Source organism: Massilia sp. Bi118, assembly GCF_918697865.1.
GTDB lineage: Bacteria > Pseudomonadota > Gammaproteobacteria > Burkholderiales > Burkholderiaceae_D > Telluria.
In genome coordinates this window covers 1-12,635 of the sequence record NZ_CAKKMV010000015.1, presented here as the reverse complement: position 1 = coordinate 12,635, position 12,635 = coordinate 1, and the positions used below count along the sequence as shown (strand labels likewise).

12 protein-coding genes are annotated in these 12,635 nt (G+C 64.7%); 8 read left to right on the top strand and 4 right to left on the bottom strand.

What is annotated here, in order from left to right:
• Position 1 precedes the first annotated feature (1 nt).
• Positions 2 to 1,324, top strand: a complete 1,323-nt coding sequence (locus tag LQV39_RS20405) for a tetratricopeptide repeat protein (RefSeq protein ID WP_230028411.1) — start codon at positions 2 to 4, stop codon at positions 1,322 to 1,324.
• A gap of 108 nt (positions 1,325 to 1,432) precedes the next feature.
• On the opposite strand, the gene LQV39_RS20400 is transcribed toward LQV39_RS20405, so the two are convergent.
• The gene (locus tag LQV39_RS20400; RefSeq protein ID WP_230028410.1) at positions 1,433 to 2,590 is read right to left on the bottom strand and encodes a pyridoxal phosphate-dependent aminotransferase; all 1,158 of its coding nucleotides are present in this window, start codon (positions 2,588 to 2,590) and stop codon (positions 1,433 to 1,435) included.
• Positions 2,591 to 2,618: 28 nt separating this feature from the next.
• Positions 2,619 to 3,074, bottom strand: coding sequence for a putative toxin-antitoxin system toxin component, PIN family (locus LQV39_RS20395; protein WP_230028408.1), 456 nt, complete (start codon positions 3,072 to 3,074; stop codon positions 2,619 to 2,621).
• A gap of 36 nt (positions 3,075 to 3,110) precedes the next feature.
• On the opposite strand from LQV39_RS20395, the gene yaaA reads away from it, so the two are divergent.
• On the top strand, positions 3,111 to 3,881 hold the full coding sequence (gene yaaA, locus LQV39_RS20390; protein ID WP_230028406.1) for a peroxide stress protein YaaA: 771 nt from the start codon (positions 3,111 to 3,113) through the stop codon (positions 3,879 to 3,881).
• 147 nt (positions 3,882 to 4,028) lie between these two features.
• Here the strand turns inward: yaaA and LQV39_RS20385 are convergent, their stop codons facing one another.
• A complete protein-coding gene (locus LQV39_RS20385) occupies positions 4,029 to 4,868 on the bottom strand; it encodes an outer membrane protein assembly factor BamD (RefSeq protein ID WP_230028404.1) in 840 nt (279 codons plus the stop codon).
• 66 nt (positions 4,869 to 4,934) lie between these two features.
• Here LQV39_RS20385 and LQV39_RS20380 point away from each other — a divergent pair, with 66 nt between their 5' ends.
• On the top strand, positions 4,935 to 5,984 hold the full coding sequence (locus LQV39_RS20380; protein ID WP_230028402.1) for an RluA family pseudouridine synthase: 1,050 nt from the start codon (positions 4,935 to 4,937) through the stop codon (positions 5,982 to 5,984).
• On the top strand, positions 5,984 to 6,775 hold the full coding sequence (gene pgeF / locus LQV39_RS20375) for a peptidoglycan editing factor PgeF (RefSeq protein WP_230028400.1): 792 nt from the start codon (positions 5,984 to 5,986) through the stop codon (positions 6,773 to 6,775). Before LQV39_RS20380 ends, pgeF begins: the two co-directional genes overlap by 1 nt.
• Here pgeF and LQV39_RS20370 read toward each other — a convergent pair.
• Positions 6,765 to 6,971 carry a hypothetical protein gene (locus LQV39_RS20370; RefSeq protein ID WP_230028398.1) on the bottom strand — a complete coding sequence of 69 codons (207 nt, stop codon included), beginning with the start codon at positions 6,969 to 6,971 and terminating at the stop codon, positions 6,765 to 6,767. The genes pgeF and LQV39_RS20370 overlap by 11 nt on opposite strands.
• A gap of 52 nt (positions 6,972 to 7,023) precedes the next feature.
• Between LQV39_RS20370 and phaC the strand changes: the two genes are divergently transcribed.
• The 4 genes from phaC (at position 7,024) to LQV39_RS20350 (ending at position 12,460) form a co-directional block, all read left to right on the top strand.
• Positions 7,024 to 8,781, top strand: coding sequence for a class I poly(R)-hydroxyalkanoic acid synthase (gene phaC, locus LQV39_RS20365; protein ID WP_230028396.1), 1,758 nt, complete (start codon positions 7,024 to 7,026; stop codon positions 8,779 to 8,781).
• A 182-nt stretch (positions 8,782 to 8,963) separates the two neighbouring features.
• Positions 8,964 to 9,521 carry a polyhydroxyalkanoate synthesis repressor PhaR gene (gene phaR, locus LQV39_RS20360; RefSeq protein ID WP_230028394.1) on the top strand — a complete coding sequence of 186 codons (558 nt, stop codon included), beginning with the start codon at positions 8,964 to 8,966 and terminating at the stop codon, positions 9,519 to 9,521.
• Positions 9,522 to 9,706: 185 nt separating this feature from the next.
• Positions 9,707 to 11,158, top strand: a complete 1,452-nt coding sequence (rimO, locus tag LQV39_RS20355) for a 30S ribosomal protein S12 methylthiotransferase RimO (protein ID WP_230028392.1) — start codon at positions 9,707 to 9,709, stop codon at positions 11,156 to 11,158.
• Positions 11,159 to 11,296: 138 nt separating this feature from the next.
• A complete protein-coding gene (locus LQV39_RS20350) occupies positions 11,297 to 12,460 on the top strand; it encodes a cystathionine beta-lyase (RefSeq protein ID WP_230028390.1) in 1,164 nt (387 codons plus the stop codon).
• Positions 12,461 to 12,635 lie beyond the last annotated feature (175 nt).

Genomic DNA, 12,635 nt, shown 5'->3' with positions numbered 1-12,635 from the left:
GATGAGCCTGATTAACAAGATGCTCCAGGACCTGGACGCGCGTGGCACGCCGGGCACGGATGCTTTCCCGTCCCAGATACGGCCGGTGGCGCCTGCGCGCGAGCGTCTGGCGGACCGCTTCGAGCGGCGCACGGTAGTGCTGGCCGTCGGCGGCGCCTTCGCGGTCTGCGCGGCGGCGGCGCTGGCCTGGTACGGCTGGGGGCATTACCAGCAGGGCCGTGGCGCGGCCAGGCCTGCGGCCGTGGCCGCGCCGGCCGCCGTCCTTGCGCCCGCGGCGCCGAAGCCGGCGTCGGGCATGAGCAGCACCATCACCATGGGGCCGGCTGCCGATGCCGCACCGGCGGCGCCTGCGCCTGTGCCCGCGCCTGTTGCCGCAGCGCCGGCGCCGGTGCGTGAACAGGCCAGGGACAGCTTCGATGCGCCGCCGTTGAAGGAAGCGCCGGCGCGCAAGGAGCCGAAGAGCGTTGCCGGCTACGAGCCGGACAGCGAGGAAGCGCGCGCCGCGCGCCAGGCCATCATGGCAGAGCTGCAGTCGCGCATGAAGGCGCCAACTGCAAGGCCGGCTGCCGTCGCGCACGCGGCCAAGGAAACGAAGGAATCGAAGCGCGAGGCCAAGCGCCGCAAGCTGGCCGAGGAGCGCGAGCTGAAGGCTGCGCGCCGCGCGAGCACCGCCGCCGGGGCCCGCGCCGATGCCGCCGCTGCCGCCAAAGGCAAGCGCGGCGTCAGCACTGGCGGCGCCCAGGGCCGCCAGGAATCCGGCCCTCAGCGCGCCGAGGGCGAGTACCGCCACGCGCTGAATGCGCTGCAGGACGGCCGCATGACGGAAGCCATGGCCGCGCTGGAACAGGCCCTGAAGCTCGACCCGGCCCACGAAGCCGCGCGCCAGACCCTGGTCGGCCTGCTGATCGAAGCCAGGCGCAGCGACGAAGCAATCCGCCACCTGCAGACCGCGCTGGCCCTCGACGCGCGCCAGCCGGCGCTGGCGATGCTGCTGGCGCGCCTGCAGATCGAACGCGGCGCCTCCGGCGTCGACACCCTTACGCGCACGCTCCCGTACGCGGGCAACAACGCCGACTACCACGCCTTCCTGGCCGGCGCCCTGCAGCGCGAACAGCGCCACCGCGAAGCGACCGAGCAGTACCAGGCGGCGCTGCGGGCGTCGCCGGGCAATGGTGTGTGGTGGATGGGGCTGGGGATGTCGTTGCAGGCCGAGAAGCGCAATGCGGAGGCGCTGGAAGCTTTCCAGCGGGCGCGGGCTAGCGGGAGCTTGTCGGCGGAGTTGACGGCGTTTGTCGAGCGGCGTTTGCAGCAGTTGGGGCGCTAGTTTCGTCGTCCCCGCGAAGGCGGGGACCCGAGTTCTGCTAGAGCTGACGGAACGCATGCAAACTTGGATCCCCGCCTTCGCGGGGATGACGGGCCAGAACTACGTGTGCTAGACGTTCGCCAGCCGCTCCAAAGCCAGCTTCAAAGTCTCATCCCGCTTCGCAAAACAAAACCGCACAATCCCCGACTCCGTCCCCCGGCTGTAAAACGCCGACACCGGAATCGCCGCCACCTTCACCTCCCTCGTCAGCCACTGCGCGAACGCCGCTTCGCTCAGATCCGAAATCCCGTCATAGCGCACGCACTGGAAGTAGGTCCCGTCCGCCGGCAGCAAAGTGAAGCGCGATTGCGCCAGGCCTGCGCGGAACAGGTCGCGCTTGCGCTGGTAGAAGGCGGGCAGCTCGAGGTAGGGCGCGGGATCGCGCATGTAGCCGGCAAGGCCGTGCTGCATTGGCGTGTTCACGGTGAACACGTTGTACTGGTGGACCTTGCGGAACTCCGCCATCAGGCTCGCGGGGGCGGCCACGTAGCCGACCTTCCAGCCGGTCACGTGATAGGTCTTGCCGAAGCTCGAGACGACGAAGGCGCGCTCGGCCAGCCTCGGATCGCGGCTGACGGATTCGTGGCGCTGGCCGTCGTAGACCATGTGCTCGTAGACCTCGTCGGACAGGATCAGGATGTCGGTGCCCTCGACGATGGCGGCCAGTGCATCGAGGTCGCTGGTGCGCAGGATGGTGCCGGTCGGGTTGTGCGGGCTGTTGATGACGATCATCCGGGTGCACGGGCTCACGGCGGCCGCGATCTCGTCCCAAGGCACGCTGTAGCCGTTTTCGCCGACCCGCATGGACACCGTCACCGGCACGCCGCCGGCCAGCTGCACGGTCGGCAGGTAGCTGTCGTAGGCCGGTTCGACGATGATGACCTCGTCGCCGGGATGCACGGCGCACAGGATGGCGGTGGTCAGGGCCTGGGTGGCGCCTCCCGTCACCGTGATCTCGGTGTTGGCGTCGTAGGCGCGGCCGTACAGGGCATGTATCTTGGCGGAGATCGCTTCGCGCAGCGCGGGCACGCCGGCCATCGGCGGATACTGGTTCAGGCCGGCCTGCATGGCCTCGTCGACGAGTTCCAGCAGGCGCGGGTCGCAGCCGAAATCGGGAAAGCCCTGGCCCAGGTTGACCGCGCCGTGTTCGGCGGCGAGATTGGACATGAGGGTGAATACGGTGGTGCCGACGGCCGGCAGCCGCGACTTCAGAATGGGAGTTGGCATGGTGTTGAAGACGGCTTGTACAGGTGATTCATTCTAGCGCGGCGGGCGCCTCGCTCTTGACCCAGACCTCCGGCGTCATGATCCGGAACAGACCTTCCTTGACGGTCTTCCTGGCCAGCTTGAGCAGGGCCTTGTCCTTGGTCACGAGAATGGCGGCGCCGGCATCGCGCGCGATTTCCAGGAATTTCTGGTCGTCGCGGTCGGTGCAAACCGGCAGGCGGACGGCGCGGCTGTCGGGCGCCACCACGCGGATCAGGGCGTCGAAGCGGTCGGCGGCATCGGGCCGCGTGCTGTCGTCGAGCGGTAAATGGGGATAATGGAGGACGATCCGGTATTCGGCGCGGCAATCGGCGCGCGTTACCGCCTCGACCGTGCCGGACTCCAGGGCAGCCAGCAGGCTGGCCCAGCGTGGGTCGCGGAACACGAAGAGGTCGAGGCAAACATTGGTGTCGATGACGATGCGTTTCTCTGGAGCAGGTATCATGTCGGCAATTCTACCGGTTGTCTTCGTTTCTTACCTATGCTGATCGTCCTTTCGCCCGCCAAATCACTCGACCTCGACTCAAAACCCACCACCAAACTGCACACCAGCCCGCAATTCATCGACCGCGCCGCGGAACTGATCCGCGTGCTGAAGGACTATTCGCCGGCCCAGGTCGGCGAGCTGATGGATATTTCCGACCAGCTGGCGGTGCTCAATGTGACCCGCTACGCCAGCTGGCATCCGGACCACGCCGACGCCCGCCAGGCCGTGATGTCCTTCGACGGCGACGTCTACGGGGGGCTGGACGCGCGCAGCCTGAAGCCGAAGGCGCTGGCCTGGGTGCAGGACCACGTGCGCATCCTGTCCGGCCTGTACGGCCTGCTGCGCCCGCTGGACCAGATGCATCCTTACCGCCTGGAGATGGGTACGAAGCTGGCCAACCCGCGCGGCAAGGACTTGTACGCCTTCTGGGGCGAGACCGTGACGCAGGCGCTGAACGAGACGCTGGCGGCGCAGGGCGCGACGGCGCTGGTGAACCTGGCGTCGGAAGAGTATTTCCGCTCGGTGAAACCGAAGCTGCTGAACGTGCCGGTGATCACGCCGGTGTTCGAGGACTGGAAGAACGGCAAGTACAAGATCATCTCCTTCTTCGCCAAGCGGGCGCGGGGGATGATGGCGCGTTATGCGGCGGAGAAGGGCATTACCGATCCGGTCAAGCTGAAGAAGTTCGATGCGGATGGGTATGCGTTTGACAAGGCGGCTTCGACGGAGCGGGAGTGGGTGTTTCGTAGACGAGTCGAGGCTTGAACGCGTAGCGCCGCGTACGTTTGCACGTCGTTCCCGCGAAGGCGGGAATCCAAGTTTGCTAGCGTTTCGACCGCGCGTGCCACTTGGGTCCCCGCCTTCGCGGGGACGACGTCGAAAAAAACGCCCGCATCAAGCGGGCGTAATCTTTTACTGCACAACATCCTTCGGCGCCGGCTGCGGCCCCGATTTCGCCCAGAACTTCCACCAGGCTGCATCTCCCGAGCCTTTGCCACCCAGGAAATGGCTGTTCGGGTAGTTTTTCTGGAAAATGCGCTGGGTGTCGTCGCGCAGCTCGAGCATGCCCAGCTTGTCATAGGCGCGGATCATGATGAACAGCGCTTCCTCGCGCGCCGGCGCATCCGAGTAGTCGGTCACGGCGCCCTGGGCGCGATTCAGCGCAGCCAGGTAGGCGCCGCGGCGATAGTAATAATTCGCCACGTGGACTTCATAGGCCGCCATCGCGTTGATCAGGTAGCTCATGCGCTGGATCGAGTCCGGCGCGTATTTGCTGTTCGGGAACTTGTCGACCAGTTCCTTGAAGGCGGCGAAGGCTTCGCGCGTCGCTTTCGGGTCGCGCTCGGTCGGGTCCTGAGCGTAGATGAAGCTCATGAAGCCGATCTGGTCGTTAAAGTTGATCAGGCCGCGCAGGTAATACATATAATCGACGGCAGGGTGGTTCGGGTGCAGCTTGATGAAGCGCTCCACCGCGGCCAGCGCCTCGGCCTGGTCCTGGGCCTTGTAGTGGGCGTAGGCAATTTCCATCTGTGCCTGGGCCGCATAAGTGCCGAAGGGATAGTTCGATTCCAGCTTTTCGAACAGCTTGATGGCGGCTTCGTAGTGGGCGCCATCCATTTCTTCACGCGCCTCAGCGTATAATTTCGACGCTGACACGTTCTTGCTTTCGTCCGACTTTCCCGGTAACAAACCGCAAGCTGACAAACTGAGCAGGGCCGACGTCACAACCAATACAGACAATTTTTTTTGCATGAGCTTTTTGCAAGAAAGTTTTTACCGAGATTCAACGAACGGCTGATTATAGCCGATGGGAACAACGTGATATTAAATGCTGCGCCGAATTCGGCGGAAATCCTTTCCAATCCCGATTTGGACGACGATCTGGACGCCGAGTTCGCGCCCGAACCTGGCCTGGCGCCAAGCGCCGTCGACTTTTCGCCGATTACCCTGACCCTGGATCCGTCGCACTGCGGCCAGCGCCTCGACAAAGTCGTCGCCGGCCTGGTGCCGCAGTTCTCGCGCAGCCGCCTGCAGCAATGGTTCGACGAAGGCCACATCCTGGTGGACGGCAAGCCCGCCAAGGGCAAAGCCACGGCCTACGGCGACGAGACCATCAACGTGGTGCCGCAGCCGGCGCCCGAGGACACCGCCTTCACGCCGGAAGCGATGGAACTGAACATCGTCTACGAAGACGAATCCATCATGGTCATCAACAAGCCGGCCGGCCTGGTCGTGCACCCGGGTTCGGGCAACTGGTCCGGCACGCTGCTGAACGGCCTGCTGCATTATTGCCCGCAGCTGGTCTCGGTGCCGCGCGCCGGCATCGTGCACCGTCTCGACAAGGATACCAGCGGGCTGATGGTGGTCGGCAAGACCCTCGAAGCCCAGACCGACCTGGTGCGCCAGCTGGCGGCGCGCACCGTCAAGCGCGAGTACTTTGCGCTGGTGTGGGGCACGCCGCGCCTTTCCGGCACTGTCGATTCGCCGATCAGCCGCCACCCGACCGAGCGCACCAAGATGGCGGTGTCGAACGCGCCGATGGCCAAGCCGGCCATCACGCACTACGAGCTGCTGGCGAAGGGTGAGCTGGACCGCCGTCCGGTGAGCCTGGTGCAGTGCCGCCTCGAAACCGGCCGCACCCACCAGATCCGCGTGCACATGCAGTCGCTGGGCTACAGCCTGGTCGGCGACACCGTGTACGGCAAGCCGCACCTGCTGTCCTTCTTCCACCGCCAGGCCCTGCAGGCGCGCCGCCTGGGCCTGAGCCATCCGGCGACCGGCGAGCACATGGAATGGGTCGTGCCGCTGGCGGCCGACTTCGCCGAGCTGCTCGAACGTTCCGGCATCGAAGAGCCGGAAGCGGCTTGATGGCTGGACTCGATCCTGCACAGGTCCTTTGGCCGGACTGGCCGGACCTGCCGCCGAACATTGGCGCGCTGGCGACCACCCGCCTCGGCGGCGTCAGCCTTGCGCCCTTCGACGACCGCAAGGGCGGCGGCGGCCTGAACCTGGGCCTGCACGTGAAGGACGATCCGGAAGCCGTGCGCGAAAACCGTGCGCGCCTGCAGGCCCTGTTGCCTGGACGCCCGGCCTGGATCGCGCAGGTGCATGGCGCCGATGTGGTCGACGCCAGCCTGGTGCAGCCGGGCGCCCCGGTGCAGACCGGCGATGCCGGCACCGCGTCCGAACCCGGCGTGGTGTGTGCGATCCTGACCGCGGATTGCCTGCCGGTGCTGTTCGCCGATCTGGACGGGAAGGTGGTCGGCGCGGCCCACGCCGGCTGGCGCGGACTGGCGGCCGGCGTACTGGGCGCGACCGTGGCGCGAATGCGGGGGCAGGGCGCCGGCGAGATCACCGCCTGGCTGGGCCCGGCGATCGGCCCGCAAGCCTTCGAAGTCGGACCGGACGTGCTGGACGCTTTCCGCGCCGCGCTACCGGACGGCGAGGCGGAGCAGGGCTTCCGTCCCTATCCTGGCCGCGAAGGAAAATACCTGGCCGACATGCCGCTGCTGGCGCGGCGCATGCTGGCGCGCGACGGAGTCGTTCGGGTGCACGGCGGCAATCGCTGTACTTTCACCGAAGTCGAGCGCTTCTATTCCTACCGTCGCGACGGGGCAGGGAGCGGGCGTCAGGCGAGTTTGATCTGGATTAAACCTTAGGGCCCGCACCGCGCGTAGCCTGCTGTGCTTCGCGCTTGCGCGCCCGTCCGCGCCGCCATGCTCCCGTCAGGTAGAAAACAAGAGATAATGGCAACATCCCGTAAAACAGAAAGGTCATGAGGCCGGCCACGACGGAGGTTTCGGTGGCCGCCATCAGGGTTACGACATACATCCATCCGATGGCGACGATCCACATGGCTTTATCCCTGTTTTCATTGAATACCCGATTCTAAACAATGGATGCCGATATGAATACGCCCGAAGCACCTTCGCAGCCAGGCGCTGCATGGATGTCGCAGTTTTCCGATCCCTCTGTCTGGCAATCCTGGATGAAATTCGCCGACCCCTCGGCCATGGGCGGCGGCATGGCCCAGCAGGCGGCGCCGGTGATGCGCATGCTGGGCGATTTCGGCGCCGGCCTGCCGCAGGCCAAGCTGGAAGCGCTGCGTAACGATTACCTGCAGAAGGCAATGCGCCTGTGGCAGGACGTCATGAGTGGCAAGACGCCCGAGTTCAAGGACCGGCGCTTCTCGGCGCCGGAGTGGACCGCGAATCCGATGTCGGCCTTCAGCGCCGCATCCTATCTGTTGAATGCCGAATTCCTGATGGCGATGGCGGAAGCCGTCGACGCCCCGGCGCGTGACAAGCAGAAGATCCGCTTTGCCGTGCAGCAGATCGTCGACGCGCTGTCACCAGCCAACTTCCTGGCGACCAATCCGGAAGCCCAGCAGAAGATGATCGAGACCAAGGGCGAGAGCCTGACCAAGGGTCTGCAGAACATGCTGGCCGACATGCAGAAGGGCCGCATCTCGCAATCCGACGAGGCCGCCTTCGAAGTCGGCCGCAACGTCGGCATCACGCCGGGCACCGTGGTGTTCGAGAACGAACTGTTCCAGCTGATCCAGTACACGCCGGCATCGCCTACCGTGCACGAAGTGCCGCTGCTGATGGTGCCGCCCTGCATCAACAAGTTCTACATCCTCGACCTGCAGCCGGAAAACTCGCTGGTGCGCTACCTGGTCGAGCAGGGCAACACCGTGTTCATGATGTCCTGGCGCAATCCGGACCAGAGCATGGGCAACACGACCTGGGACGATTTCGTCGACCAGGGCGCGGTAACCGCCATCAATGTTGCGCGTGAAATCTCGGGCAAGGACAAGGTGAACGTGTTCGGCTTCTGCGTCGGCGGCACCATCGCCGCGTCCGCGCTGGCGGTCGAGGCGGCGCGCGGTCGCCAGCCGGCGGCCAGCCTGTCGCTGTTCACGACCCTGCTGGACTTTGCCGACAACGGCGTGCTGGACGTCTTCGTCGACGAAACCCAGGTGGCCATGCGCGAACAGCAGCTGGCCAAAGGCGGCCTGATGCCGGGACGCGACCTGGCGACGACCTTCTCATCGCTGCGCCCGAACGATCTGGTGTGGAACTATGTCCAGCAGAACTACCTGAAGGGCAAGACCCCGCCGGCCTTCGATCTGCTGTACTGGAATGCCGACAGCACCAACCTGCCGGGCCCGATGTTCTGCTGGTACTTGCGCAATACCTATCTGGAAAACAAGCTGAAGGTGCCGAATGCGCTGGCGGTGGCGGGCGTGAAGGTCGATCTCGGCAAGATCGACTGCCCGGTCTTCATCTATGGCTCGAAGGAAGACCACATCGTGCCCTGGGAAGCCGCCTTCGCCTCGATGAACCTGCTTAATCCGAAGAAGGCCAAGGCCAACCGCTTCGTGCTGGGCGCTTCCGGCCACATCGCCGGCGTGATCAACCCGGCATCGAAAGGCAAGCGCAGCCACTGGATCAATACGGCAAACGGCCGCAACCGTCCGAAGAATGCCGGCGAATGGTTTGCGGGCGCCACCGAAGTCAAGGGCAGCTGGTGGACCGAGTGGGCCAAGTTCCTGGCCGAGAACGGCGGCAAGGATGTGGCGCCGCCTGCCCAGCCGGGCAACGAGCGCTACCAGGCGATCGAGCCGGCCCCGGGGCGCTACGTAAAAGCACGCGCAGACTGATTTCTTGCTGGGAAGGCAACTTGCAAGATGAATAAATGAGTTGCCTACCGAATAATTGCTGCACCTGCGTTCGCAACGTGGTATTTTTATCGTCTATCCTCTTGGAATCGGAGACACCACGGACAGCTTCCCGTCCGTGGACCGCATAACAGAGCGCTGCGGCGCAATATTTGGAACCTGAGATGAGCAGTGGAAAAAAGAGTAGCGAACGCCTGATCAAGAAATACCCGAACCGCCGTCTGTACGACACCCAGACCAGCTCCTACATCACCCTCTCCGACGTCAAGCAGCTGGTGCTCGACGCCGATGAGTTCACGGTGGTCGACGCCAAGACCAGCGAAGACCTGACCCGCAGCATCCTCCTGCAGATCATTCTGGAAGAAGAAGCGCACGGCGCGCCGATGTTCTCGAGCGCCGTCCTGTCGCAGATCATCCGCTACTACGGCCATGCGATGCAGGGCATGATGGGCTCCTACCTGGAAAAGAACGTCCAGGCCTTCACCGACATCCAGAGCAAGTTTGTCGGCTCCGCCACCGGCGCCCTCGAAGGCAAGCCCTTCTCGAACGAGATGTGGACCCAGTTCATGAACATCCAGGGCCCGATGATGCAGGGCATGATGAACAACTACATCGACCAGAGCAAGAACCTGTTCCTGCAGATGCAGGAGCAGATGCAGAGCCAGAGCAAGGCGATGTTCGGGACTTTCCCGTTTGGGGTGCCGACGGATACGAAAAAGTAAGTTACCGGTGAAACCGTCATTCCCGCGCAGGCGGGAATCCAAGTTTGTTGAGCAGGCGATAAGCATGCAGAACTTGGGTCCCCGCCTTCGCGGGGACGACGTGGTAACTTTTCACCCCCCGGTTTTCCTGAACCCCCGCTTCCTGTACAATCGCGGATTGCCCAGAATTTTCCGCCGCAATCCACATGCCTGAACTCCGCCGCAATCCGCTTCCTGCCTCCCAAGATTCCGCCGTCGCCGTCGCCGAGGCTGCGCCGCCGGTCGTGATCCCGCCAGCCGCGGCCGGCGTCGCCGCGCCCAAGGTCGGTTTCGTCTCGCTCGGCTGCCCGAAGGCCCTGGTCGACTCCGAACAGATCCTGACCCAGCTGCGCGCGGAAGGTTACGAGACCGCCAACTCCTATGACGGCGCCGATCTCGTGATCGTCAACACCTGCGGCTTCATCGACGCCGCCGTGCAGGAGTCGCTGGACGCCATCGGCGAAGCCCTGGCCGAGAACGGCAAGGTGATCGTCACCGGCTGCCTGGGCGCCAAGAAGGATGCGGCGGGCGACGACATCATCACCAAGGTGCACCCGAAGGTGCTGGCCGTGACCGGCCCGCACGCCGTCACCGAGGTGATGGAGTCGGTCCACCTGCACCTGCCGAAGCCGCACGATCCCTTCGTCGACCTGGTGCCGGACCATGGCGTCAAGCTGACGCCGAAGCATTATGCGTATTTGAAGGTTTCGGAAGGCTGCAACCACCGCTGCAGCTTCTGCATCATCCCGTCGATGCGCGGCGACCTGGTCTCGCGCCCGATCCATGAGGTGCTGAAGGAAGCGGAAAACCTGTTCAAGTCGGGCGTGAAGGAACTGCTGGTGATCTCGCAGGACACCAGCGCCTACGGCGTGGACGTCAAGTTCCGCACCGGCTTCTGGAACGGCCGTCCGATCAAGACCCACATGACCCAGCTCGCCGAAGCGCTGGGCCAGATGGCCAGGCAGTACGACGCCTGGGTGCGCATGCACTATGTGTATCCGTACCCGCACGTCGACCAGGTGATCCCGCTGATGGGCGAGAACCTCGTGCCTTACCTGGACATCCCGCTGCAGCACGCGCACCCGGACGTCCTGAAGCGCATGAAGCGTCCGGCCAGCGGCGAGAAGAACCTGGACCGCATCCTCGCCTGGCGCAAAATGAACCCGGACCTGGTGATCCGCTCGACCTTCATCGCCGGCTTCCCGGGCGAGACCGAAGAGGAGTTCGAATACCTGCTGGACTTCCTGCGCGAGGCGCAGATCGACCGCCTGGGCTGCTTCGCCTACTCGCCGGTCGAAGGCGCCACCGCCAACGAGATCGCGAACCCGGTGCCGGAAGCCGTCCGCGAAGAACGCCGCGCGCGCGTGATGCTGCTGCAGGAAGAGATCTCGCTGAAGCGCATGCAGGCCAAGGTGGGCAAGAAGATCCGCGTGCTGGTCGACGAAGTCGGTCCGCGCGAAGCCATCGGCCGCACGGCTGCGGATGCGCCGGAGATCGATGGCGTGGTCCACATCAAGCGCGCGCTGACGCCGGGCAAGGCCAAGCCGGCGGTGGGCGAGTTCATCGAGGTGGTCGTTACGAAGGCCGATGCGCACGATTTGTGGGCGACTGTGGCCTAAGAGTTAACCCGTCGTTCCCGCGCAGGCGGGAACCCAAGTTTGCACGCGTTTCGACTGATTTACGAACTTGGATCCCCGCCTGCGCGGGGATGACGGTTTTAAGTTCAGCGGTGCATTTTTGAGTACGGAGCAAAAATAATGACCAAAAAATCCCTCCAGACGACCCTGATCCATACCGACTACGTCGCTCCCCAGGGCTTCGAAGCCTTCCCCAGCGCCATCCACCACGCCTCCACGGTCCTGTTCAAGGACGTCGCCAGCATGCGCAGCGGCGAGTGGAAGGACAAGAACGCCTACACCTACGGCCTGCACGGCACCCCGACCACTTTCACGCTCGAAGCCCGCCTGGCCGAGATCGAAGGCGGCAAGCACTGCCTGCTGGCGCCCTCCGGCCTGGCCGCGATCGCGATGGTCGACCTGGCCCTGCTGAAGTCCGGCGACGACGTCCTGCTGCCCGAAAACGTCTACAACCCGAATCGCGAACTGGGACGCTGGCTGAGCGCCGACTTCGGCATCACCGCGCGCTACTACGACCCGCTGGTCGGCGCCGGCATCGCGGAACTGATCCAGCCGAACACGAAGCTGGTCTGGGCCGAGGCGCCGGGCTCGGTGTCGATGGAAGTGCCGGACCTGCGCGCGATCTGCGCGGCGGCCAAACAGAAGGGCGTGCTGGTCGCGCTGGACAACACCTGGTCCGCCGGCATCGCGCTGCGCGCTTTCGATCTCGGCGTCGACATCGTCATGCAGGCGCTGACCAAGTACCAGTCGGGCGGCTCGGACGTGTTGATGGGCGCCGTCATCACGCGCGAGAAGGCGCTGATCGACCGCATCGCGCTGGCCCACATGCGCCTGGGGATGGGCGTGAGCGCCGACGATGCCTGGCTCGTGATGCGCGGCCTGCCGACCATGAAGCTGCGCTTCGACGCCCACGACGCGGCGGCGCGCAAGGTGGCGGCGTGGCTGAAGAATCGTCCGGAGATCGCGAAGGTGCTGCACCCGGCCTTCGAGGATTGTCCCGGCCACGAGCATTTCAAGCGCGACTTCACCGGCGCCGGCGGCCTGTTCTCGGTGCTGTTCGACGCCCGCTACACGGAAGCCCAGACCGACCGCTTCGTCGATGCGCTGGATTTCTTCGGCATCGGCTATAGCTGGGGCGGGGCGAACAGCCTGGTGATGCCGTACCGGATCCAGGGCATGCGGCGGAACTGGCCGGATGCCGGGATCCTGGTGCGTTTCAATATCGGTTTGGAAGATACCGATGACCTGATTGCGGACCTGGAGCAGGCGTTCGGCAAACTGTAATCGCTGCCTCGTCGTTCCCGGCATTGCCGGAAACGACTTCCCGCGAAGGCGCACTGCTGTCCAAGATAGTTCGTTACCTCTTCGTTAAAGTCTACGTCGCTGTCTCGGTTGTAGTGTCCGGGCCTTTTTTCGACACGTTCGAAAAGGCTCGGGGTCGACAACAGGTGGCTCGAAG

What these genes read in the sequence shown, in the direction of transcription:
- LQV39_RS20405 (WP_230028411.1), top strand. Translation starts at nt 2, where the DNA reads ATGAGCCTGATTAACAAGATGCTCCAGGACCTGGACGCGCGTGGCACG.
- LQV39_RS20400 (WP_230028410.1), bottom strand. Translation starts at nt 2,590, where the DNA reads ATGCCAACTCCCATTCTGAAGTCGCGGCTGCCGGCCGTCGGCACCACC.
- LQV39_RS20395 (WP_230028408.1), bottom strand. Translation starts at nt 3,074, where the DNA reads ATGATACCTGCTCCAGAGAAACGCATCGTCATCGACACCAATGTTTGC.
- yaaA (WP_230028406.1), top strand. Translation starts at nt 3,111, where the DNA reads ATGCTGATCGTCCTTTCGCCCGCCAAATCACTCGACCTCGACTCAAAA.
- LQV39_RS20385 (WP_230028404.1), bottom strand. Translation starts at nt 4,868, where the DNA reads ATGCAAAAAAAATTGTCTGTATTGGTTGTGACGTCGGCCCTGCTCAGT.
- pgeF (WP_230028400.1), top strand. Translation starts at nt 5,984, where the DNA reads ATGGCTGGACTCGATCCTGCACAGGTCCTTTGGCCGGACTGGCCGGAC.
- LQV39_RS20370 (WP_230028398.1), bottom strand. Translation starts at nt 6,971, where the DNA reads ATGTGGATCGTCGCCATCGGATGGATGTATGTCGTAACCCTGATGGCG.
- phaC (WP_230028396.1), top strand. Translation starts at nt 7,024, where the DNA reads ATGAATACGCCCGAAGCACCTTCGCAGCCAGGCGCTGCATGGATGTCG.
- phaR (WP_230028394.1), top strand. Translation starts at nt 8,964, where the DNA reads ATGAGCAGTGGAAAAAAGAGTAGCGAACGCCTGATCAAGAAATACCCG.
- rimO (WP_230028392.1), top strand. Translation starts at nt 9,707, where the DNA reads ATGCCTGAACTCCGCCGCAATCCGCTTCCTGCCTCCCAAGATTCCGCC.
- LQV39_RS20350 (WP_230028390.1), top strand. Translation starts at nt 11,297, where the DNA reads ATGACCAAAAAATCCCTCCAGACGACCCTGATCCATACCGACTACGTC.